Source organism: Mesorhizobium sp. M7A.F.Ca.CA.002.04.1.1 (assembly GCF_004022805.1).
In the GTDB taxonomy this organism is placed as follows: Bacteria; Pseudomonadota; Alphaproteobacteria; order Rhizobiales; family Rhizobiaceae; genus Mesorhizobium; species Mesorhizobium ciceri.
The window spans coordinates 1-8,744 of the sequence record NZ_RZPL01000177.1 but is presented as its reverse complement, the minus strand read 5'-3'; the positions used below and the strand labels follow the sequence as shown (position 1 = coordinate 8,744).

At 61.5% G+C, this 8,744-nt stretch carries 9 protein-coding genes; 3 read left to right on the top strand and 6 right to left on the bottom strand.

Going from position 1 to position 8,744, the window contains the following annotated elements; translation table 11 throughout:
• The 5 genes from ENZ75_RS12020 to ENZ75_RS12000 all read right to left on the bottom strand — a co-directional run.
• A partial coding sequence (locus tag ENZ75_RS12020) for a cation:proton antiporter (protein ID WP_206617032.1) occupies positions 1-586 on the bottom strand: 586 nt, incomplete at its 3' end.
• A gap of 142 nt (positions 587-728) precedes the next feature.
• Complete coding sequence (locus ENZ75_RS12015; protein WP_013532254.1) at positions 729-1,982, bottom strand: L,D-transpeptidase family protein; 1,254 nt, start codon at positions 1,980-1,982, stop codon at positions 729-731.
• Positions 1,983-2,411: 429 nt separating this feature from the next.
• The gene (locus ENZ75_RS12010; protein ID WP_008875359.1) at positions 2,412-2,927 is read right to left on the bottom strand and encodes a winged helix DNA-binding protein; all 516 of its coding nucleotides are present in this window, start codon (positions 2,925-2,927) and stop codon (positions 2,412-2,414) included.
• Between the two features lie 238 nt (positions 2,928-3,165).
• On the bottom strand, positions 3,166-3,588 hold the full coding sequence (locus ENZ75_RS12005) for a DUF6163 family protein (RefSeq protein WP_024504684.1): 423 nt from the start codon (positions 3,586-3,588) through the stop codon (positions 3,166-3,168).
• Complete coding sequence (locus ENZ75_RS12000) at positions 3,585-4,628, bottom strand: enoyl-CoA hydratase/isomerase family protein (protein WP_013532256.1); 1,044 nt, start codon at positions 4,626-4,628, stop codon at positions 3,585-3,587. Before ENZ75_RS12000 ends, ENZ75_RS12005 begins: the two co-directional genes overlap by 4 nt.
• Positions 4,629-4,891: 263 nt before the next feature.
• Between ENZ75_RS12000 and ENZ75_RS11995 the strand changes: the two genes are divergently transcribed.
• From ENZ75_RS11995 to ENZ75_RS11985, 3 genes are all read left to right on the top strand, one after another.
• Positions 4,892-5,650, top strand: a complete 759-nt coding sequence (locus ENZ75_RS11995) for a DUF2066 domain-containing protein (RefSeq protein ID WP_245481149.1) — start codon at positions 4,892-4,894, stop codon at positions 5,648-5,650.
• A gap of 88 nt (positions 5,651-5,738) precedes the next feature.
• Positions 5,739-6,770, top strand: coding sequence for a porphobilinogen synthase (gene hemB / locus ENZ75_RS11990; protein WP_027162429.1), 1,032 nt, complete (start codon positions 5,739-5,741; stop codon positions 6,768-6,770).
• Between the two features lie 217 nt (positions 6,771-6,987).
• On the top strand, positions 6,988-7,635 hold the full coding sequence (locus ENZ75_RS11985; protein WP_063167762.1) for a dihydrofolate reductase family protein: 648 nt from the start codon (positions 6,988-6,990) through the stop codon (positions 7,633-7,635).
• A gap of 51 nt (positions 7,636-7,686) precedes the next feature.
• On the opposite strand, the gene ppk2 is transcribed toward ENZ75_RS11985, so the two are convergent.
• Positions 7,687-8,607, bottom strand: coding sequence for a polyphosphate kinase 2 (gene ppk2 / locus ENZ75_RS11980; RefSeq protein ID WP_013532260.1), 921 nt, complete (start codon positions 8,605-8,607; stop codon positions 7,687-7,689).
• Between the last annotated feature and the right edge of the window lie 137 nt (positions 8,608-8,744).

Genomic DNA, 8,744 nt, shown 5'->3' with positions numbered 1-8,744 from the left:
CCGCGACGCCGATCAGGATGCCGATCGCCACGGCATAGAGAAAACTGAACGAAGCCGCGGCAAGGGAAAAGCTGCCGGTCAGCACTGCTGCGACGGCGAAGCGGAACATGACGAGGCCTGAAGCGTCGTTGAGCAGCGACTCGCCTTCGAGAATGTGCATCAGCCGCGCCGGGACGACATTCCTGTCGACGATCGAGGACACGGCCACCGCGTCGGTCGGCGACAGCACCGCGGCAAGCGCAAAAGCGACCACCAGAGGGATGCTCGGCACTAGCCAATGCAAGGCGTAGCCGAAGCCGACGATGGTGAAGAAGACCAGCCCTATGGCCAGATCCAGGATCGGTCCGCGCAGCGCCATCAGTTCACGCTTCGGTGCGCCATAGGCATCGCCGAACAGCAGCGGCGGAATGAACACCAGCAGGAACAGCTCCGGATTGATCTCGACATGGATGCCGCGCACCGGCCAGGCGAGCGCGGCACCGATCGCAATCTGCAGCACCGGCAACGGCACCCGCACCAGGCGAACCAGCGCGCCGGAAAGCGCCACGAAGACGAGCACGACCAGAATGAAGACAGCGACTTCCATGGTCCGGTTCCAGGCTTTCCCGCCGACCATGCGCAAAGCCGGCCGATCCGTCCAGCCGCCCTCCCGTGAAAAACGCCGCGGCACCCAATCAATGAAAAAAGGCCGCCCTGAGAGGCGGCCTTTTTAAATAGAAATCAAATATTTAAAGCGCGGACGTGATCTGCAGCTCGTTGTTGCCATCAAGCGCGTAGACGTCGTCGCGGAACTGCACCACGCCCGGACCGGTCGACCAGGCCGAGAGATAGAGGAAGTGGACCGGCACCGGATTGGTGACCTGGATCGGCGTGTTTTCACCGGTCTTGATCGCCGCCTCGAAATGCTGGCGGTCCCAGCCGGGCGTGTCGCGCAGGATCCAGGTGACGAGGTCGCGCACATTCTGCACGCGCACGCAGCCCGAGGAATCGAAACGCAACATCTTGCCGAACAGGCTCTGCTGCGGCGTGTCGTGCATGTAGACGCCATCAGGGCTCGGGAAATTGATCTTCACCGAAGCCATGGCGTTTTCCGAGCCGGGATCCTGACGGAACCGGTACTTGGCGGCGTCGTCGGTCGACCAGTCGACATTCATCGGATCGACTTCGCTGCCATCGGGCGCGAACAGGCGGATGTGGCTGTTCTTGAGATAATCGGGATTTTTCCGCATCAGCGGAATGATGTCCTTGCGCACGATCGAGACCGGCGCGTTCCAGTATGGATTGACGATGATCTCGGTGATCTTGGAATTGACGATCGGCGTCTGGCGATCGATCTTGCCGACGATCGCGGTGTGGCGAAGCACGACGCGGTCGTTCTCGACCGCTTCGACCTGGGCTGCCGGAATGTCGACCAGCACGTAGCGGCTGCCCAGCGTGCCGGCCTTCTCGCGCAGCCGCTGCAGATTGGTCTGCAACTGGCCAAGCCGGATCTGCGCCGAAACGTTCATCGCCGCATAGGTGTATTTGCCCATCGAGCCATCAGCCGGCAGGCCGTGACGCAGTTGGAAGCGCTTGACTGCCGAGTCGACATAGGAATCGAAAGCCGTCGAAATGCCGGCGCTCTGCGACAGGTCGCCGGAAACCATCAGCCGCTTGCGCAACGGCACCACATCGGGATCATCGACGCCAAGCTGCAGCTTCTTGGTCGCGGGAACCTCGACCCAGCCACCCTGCCCGACAATGTTCTGGTATTGCCCGACCGCCTGTTCCGTGAAGGCAACGGTCTGCGGGCTGAAGATCGGCAGCGTCGAAGCCACCTTGCCACCCTCGCTGGCGCGGGCGTCGAACTGGTCGTCCCAATTGCCGCGCGCCGAGGATTTCAGGATATCACCGATCACATCCTGCGCATTGGCGCCGCCGGCGACCACCGCGGCTGCGAGCGCGGAGGCTCCGGACAGGAAAAAACGACGGCTGGTTTTCATGGACGTTCCAGACATTGGTAGCAGTTCGATCACTTGCTGCGTTGATCACCGGGCGATCTCGCCCGCACTGTAAAATTGGCAATCTTAACAATTAGCCAACCATGGTCCGTATCAGCTTGGTGTGACAATGCACAGGCGCGATACGGGCTGCGGGTGAACGCATGGCCTTCACCACAGCATCACTGCCATTCTCGGTTCCATTGGAATATGGCGGCAACGTGGCCTTGCGGCCAAATCCGACCGGCCAGCATTCCGAAAAGAACGGACCGTGCTTTTTGGGTATCGATCGGCGATCGACCACGCGGTGCAATGACCAGCCAAATCAAAGAAAGGCCGATGCCTCTCGGCACCGGCCCTGACTGAAGGTCGATATTTCGGCCGCGCTTCTGTGGCGCGGGCCGGATCCGATGCGGCGGATGTCTTACATCCTTACATCCGGTAGGCGATGGTGTCGTTCCAGAAGCGGTCGAGCCGCTGCAAAGCGCGGTTCATCTGCTTGAACTCATCGGTGTTGATGCCGCCGACCTGTTCGATCGAGCCGACATGACGCTCATAGAGGCCGGCGACGACCTCGGCCACCTCATTGCCCTTCGGCGTCAGCGAGACACGGACCGAACGGCGGTCGATGCGCGAGCGCTGATGGTTGATGAAGCCGAGATCGACCAGCTTCTTCAGATTGTAGGAGACGTTCGAGCCGAGATAGTAGCCACGCGAGCGCAGCTCGCCCGCGGTCAGTTCGGAATTGCCGATGTTGAACAGCAGCAGTGCCTGGATGGCATTGATGTCGGAACGGCCGTTGCGGTCGAATTCGTCTTTGATCACATCAAGCAGGCGGCGGTGCAGCCGTTCAACAAGCTGCAGCGATTCCATGTACAGGGAACGGATAGCCTCACGGCGATCGTCGGATACGTTGGCGGTCTTCGCCGCCGGACGCGAATTGATCATTGTCTTTGCCTCTCGTTTGTCGCCCTGGTGATTTTTTGTTTTTCACCTTGATCGCGACACTATCGAATACTCATAAAATTCGACTTAAACGCTAGGGCTAACAAGAGCTTACCGGTAAGAGGTTTCGGAAGAGGCTTAACGAACGGTCACCCGAGCAAGGATAATTAACCTAAAGATTTCGGCAACGATTGCAGGGCTCATTCGAGGCGACAGCCGGGCCGCCAATGGGTTCAACGGCTTAGTGGCGGACCGGGCGCTTCTGCAGGTAGATGACGACGCGAAAGACGACGTAGAGCACCGCCACCGCCGCATGCGAGACGACAATCAGCAAGCGGTGGCCGAACAACTCGGGAAAGCCGGCGTACATGACCGTCTCGGTCACCGCGCAAATGAACCATATCACCGGGCCCCAGGACGCCAGCATCCACAGGCCGGCAGCGGCAAAGGGAAAGAACACGGCGAGCACCACCGCCGCGACCTGCCAGTGCACGGGCATCAGGTCGAAACGCCACAGTGTGCCCGGATAAAAGCCGATCAGCTTGATCCAGTAGAGAATGCCGAACAGCAGGCAGTAGCCCGATATGACGCGCTGGAACCAGGCGAAGATCACCTCCACCCCCGAGGGCTGCAGAACGATGCGCCTTGAGGTCACCTCGCTCATATCAGGAGTTCCCGTTCGCCGAGCGGAGCGAAATAGGCGTCGACATCCGCTTCGCTGACCGCTGCGAGGCTTGCCGGCCGCCATTGCGGCTTCGAGCCCTTGTCGATGATGGCAGCGCGGATGCCTTCGTAGAAATCATGGCCGGCGAGCATCCGGTTGAGGATGCGGAACTCCATCTTCATGCAGGCTTCCATGGACAGCGTCAGTCCGGCGCTGATCTGCCGCCAGGCGACGCGCAGGCTGGTCGGCGAGCGGGTGCGGATCGTCGCCAGCGTCTTTGCCGCGAACTCATCGGCGGCGGCCGCACGCTCGAGGCTGTCGATGACGCGGTTCAGGGACGGTTGCGAAAAATGACGGACAATCGCCTCCAGCGTCGGCCTGTCGGTTTCTCGCCTTGCCTGCACGAAGAAGCCGCGCAGCACCGATTCCGGATCGCCGGTCAACGCCAGCCGGTCGAGGAAGCCAGCCTGGTCCTCGGCCTTGATGGTATGGGTGGCCAGCCCAGACCACAGCGCATCGCCATATCGAATGCGATTGCCGGTCAGCGCCAGATACATGCCGAAGGAGCCGCCGAGATCGGGCAGCAGGTGGCTGGCGCCAACATCCGGAAAGAAGCCGATGCCGACTTCCGGCATGGCAAACTGGGCATTCTCGGTCATCACCCGGTGCGAGCCGTGGAAGGAGATGCCGACGCCGCCACCCATGACGATACCGTCGATCAGGGCGACATAGGGCTTCTTGTAGCTGTTGATGCGGGCGTTGAGCCGGTATTCGTCGGCGAAGAACTCGACCGGCGGTTTTCCCGCCCGACCTGTCTCATAGACATGCAGGATATCGCCGCCGGCCGAAAAGGCCCTGCCCTCTGCCTTGACGACGATGACGTCGATGCCCTGGTCGGCCTCCCAGGCGGAAAGAGCGGCGTCGAGCGCCCCGATCATGCGGTGCGTCAAGGCATTGAGCGCCTGCGGCCGCGTCAAGGTGACGACGCCGGCCCGGCCCAGATGTTCGAAGCGGATCTCGTCGCCTCCGCCAAAATCCATCGTGAAAGAATCCCTCTCCCGGCCGCCGGGACTGAAGTGCTAAAGCGTGGCGCATGGGTGCGTCAATGGCGAGGACACCGGTGCAAGCTCTGGCCCGGACCAGGAGCCAGTGCTAAAAATAGAGCTGCAATACGGAAAACTGGGTAGAGTTCATTGCAGCGTACCTGCTGGGTCTTCGAACGGGACGATTGTTTATGACTCGATTTTCGCACCTTGCGCCGGTGGCAATCGGGCTGAGCCTCTGCTTGGCTGTTCACCCGGTCATGGCGGGGACTTTGGAAGACCTCTACAGCTCGCAGACCATCGTCAACGGCAAGTACGAGAAGAACCGCCAGTCCGGCTTCAAGCGCTGCCTCGACGCGGTTCTGGTGCGGGTTTCCGGCGATCAGCGCCTGCCGGCGAAACCTGAAATGACGGCATTGCGCGACAAAGCCGGCACCTTCGTCGCCAGTTTCCACTATCGCGACCGCATGGAAGGCATTCCCAACCATGACGACCAGGGCACGTACGATCGGCCTCATAATCTCTACTGCCAGTACAAGCCTGCTGACGTCGACCCGGTGCTGGCTTCGCTCGGCAGCAGGCCGTGGCTGACCGAGCGGCCACGGCTGGTGGTGTTTTTGGCGACCGAGCGCGGAACAACGCATTACGCGCTCGATGCCGAGGACGACCGTGGCATGCTGATGCGCGAATCGTTCGGCAATGCCGCCGTACCGCTGGCCATGCAGGTGACTTTTCCCACGGTGGCGCAGCTGTCGCAGGCCGGATTGGACGATCAGGCGCTTCGCAATGCCGAGATGACGAAGCTCGACACCCTTGCGGAGAAGGCCGGCGCCGACCAGGCGCTTTACGGCAGTCTCGTCTGGAGCGACAAGGAACTGGGCTGGATCGCCGACTGGCGGCTGGCCATGGCCGGCAAGACCTACATCTGGCAGGTGCGCGGTGTCGGCTTCGACGAGGCTTTCCGTGTCGCCATCAGGGGCGCGGCACAGATTCTGTCAGGCAATGGGCAACCCGAATAGGCCTCGACCCGGTCGCTGGCACAATCGTGCCGCATTGGTCAGCGGCGGGAGCTCGTGGTAAAAGCCTGCCCGAACGAGAGTACTGGCGATGAACAAATTCACCCCCGCAAAGCCCGCCGGCGCGCGCGGCGTCGACGAAATCACCGGCAGCCGCCGTCTGCGCCGCATGCGCAAGGCCGACTGGTCGCGCCGTCTGGTGCAAGAGAACCGGCTCACGGTCGACGATTTGATCTGGCCGATCTTCGTCGTCGAGGGCAAGGGTGTTTGCGAGCCGATCGCCGCCATGCCCGGCGTCTTCCGCCTGTCGATCGATCTCGCCGTCAAGGAGGCAGAGCGCGCGGCAAAACTCGGCATTCCCGCCCTCGCCACCTTCCCCAATGTGGACATCTCGCTGCGCGACCAGACCGGCTCGCACATCCTCGATCCCGACAATGTCATCAACCGCGCCACCCGCGCGATCAAGGATGCGGTACCGCAGATCGGCATCATCACCGACGCAGCGCTCGACCCATTCACCAGCCACGGCCATGACGGCATCCTGCGCGACGGCATCATCGTCAACGACGAGACAGTGGAACAGGTGACCGCCGCCGCAGTCATCCAGGCGGCCGCCGGCGCCGACATCATCGCACCGTCCGACATGATGGACGGCCGCATCGGCGCCATCCGCGACGCGCTCGATGCCAATGGTTTTCAGGACGTGGCGATCATGTCCTATGCGACCAAATTCGCCTCGGCCTTCTACGGACCCTATCGCGAGGCGGTGGGCACCGCCGGTCTGCTCAAGGGCGACAAGAAGACCTATTACATCGACCATGCCAATTCGGACGAGGCGGTGAGAGAGGCCGAACAGGACATCGCCGAGGGCGCCGACATGCTGATGGTCAAGCCCGGCCTGCCCTATCTCGACATCATCCGGCGGCTGAAGGACGAGTTCCAGATGCCGACCTTCGCCTACCAGGTGTCGGGCGAATATTCGATGATCAAGGCGGCAGGCGCCAATGGCTGGATCGACGGCGAGAAGGCAATGCTGGAATCGCTGCTCGCCTTCAAGCGCGCCGGCTGCGACGGCATCCTGACCTATTTCGCACCCGAAGTGGCGGAGATGCTGAAGGGGTAATTTCTCTTCGCGACGACGGCCGGTCGCGGCGAGCAATGTCGGCCAATCCGCTTCGACATCCATACCAATTTCCGGCTCTTGGCCGGGGAATCCATAGCGAGGGCCACTTGACCGTTGCGTGGGCTTCGTTTGAGCTTGAAAATACCGCTTGCAATTCACAATCGGTTTGTTACAAAAAACTGCTTGCAAAACACAATCGGTTATCGAGGAGGCTCGCATGTCCAAACTTCGCGTCAACGCTTTCACCCTATCGCTCGACGGCTATGGCGCCGGTCCCGATCAGGATCTGCAAAATCCGCTCGGCGTCGGTGGGGAATCCTTGCACAAGTGGTTTGTCGACACCCGCACCTTCCGCGAGATGGTGCTCGGACAAGATGGCGGCACCACCGACGTCAACGAGGCGTTCGCGGCGCGCAGCTTCGAAAATGTCGGCGCCTGGATCCTCGGCCGCAACATGTTCGGACCGATCCGCGGCGAATGGCCTGACGACAGCTGGAAAGGCTGGTGGGGCGACAACCCGCCCTATCATGTGCCGGTTTTCGTGCTGACCCATCACAAGCGGGAACCGATCACGATGGAGGGCGGCACCACTTTCCACTTCGTCGTCGACGGCATCCATTCAGCTCTTGAACAGGCAAAGGCTGCCGCTGGCGGCAAGGATGTGCGGGTCGGCGGCGGCGTCGCCACCATACGGCAATATCTGCAGGAAAAACTGATCGACGAGATGCATCTGGCGATCGCGCCGCTGCTGCTGGGCACGGGCGAGAACCTTTTTGCCGGCCTGGACATGCTCAAGCTCGGCTATGTCTGCAGCGAGCAGGTGGCGACCCCGCTCGCGACGCACGTCACCATCAAGCGGGCGTAAGGTGGAGAGCCAATCTCTCCCCTCGTGGGGGAGATCGCAGCTTCGTCTGCCTCAATACTTCTCCGGCACGTAGAGCTCGCGCGGCAGCACCTGGCGTTCGTATTCGGGGTTGAAGACGCGCTCCGGCAAAGTGATCTCCTCGTGCGGCACTTCCTCGTAAGGCAGCTGCTTGAGCAGATGGTCGATGCAGTTCAGCCGCGCGCGTTTCTTGTCGTTGCCCTCGACGATGAACCAGGGCGCTTCCGGGATGTTGGTGCGGGCGAAGGTCTCTTCCTTGGCCTTGGTGTACTGCTCCCAGCGCACGCGCGACTGCAGGTCCATCGGCGACAGTTTCCACTGTTTCATCGGATCGTGGATGCGCATCAGGAAGCGCATCTGCTGTTCCTCGTCGGTGATCGAGAACCAGTATTTGACCACGGTGATGCCCGAGCGGACCAGCATGCGCTCGAATTCCGGCACGTCGTGGAAGAATTCTTCGACCTGATCGGGCTGGGCAAAGCCCATCACCCGCTCGACGCCCGAGCGGTTGTACCATGAGCGGTCGAACAGCACGATCTCGCCGCCGGCCGGCAGATGCGGGACATAGCGCTGGAAATACCATTGCGACTTTTCGCGCTCCGTCGGCGCCGGCAGTGCGACGACACGGCAGATGCGCGGGTTGAGGCGCTGGGTGATGCGCTTGATGACACCGCCCTTGCCGGCCGAATCGCGTCCCTCGAAGATCACCACCAGCTTCTTCTTGTGGTGGGCGACCCAGGACTGCAGCTTGATCAATTCGGACTGCAGGGTGATCAGGTCGCGAAAATACTGCATGCGATCGATCGAAGGCGGATGCGAGTTCTTGTAGATCTTGGCGATCTCCATCGACAGCGCCGGCTCCGACATTTCGAGCTCATAGTCTTCGTCAAGCGTGTCGGCGAGCTCGGCTTCAAGCCAATCCCTGGCCGGAGAATTCTGTTTTAGCTCGGTCATTATCGGCTGCTCCACTTGCAAGCTCTGTCGATCCACGTCCGGCGCCCCAAACTCCCGGCCTACAGCCCGGGAACGGCAACACCTGAGCCGACTTCCATATAGGCCTGCAATGACGGTTTTATTGCAGCGCGAGCATG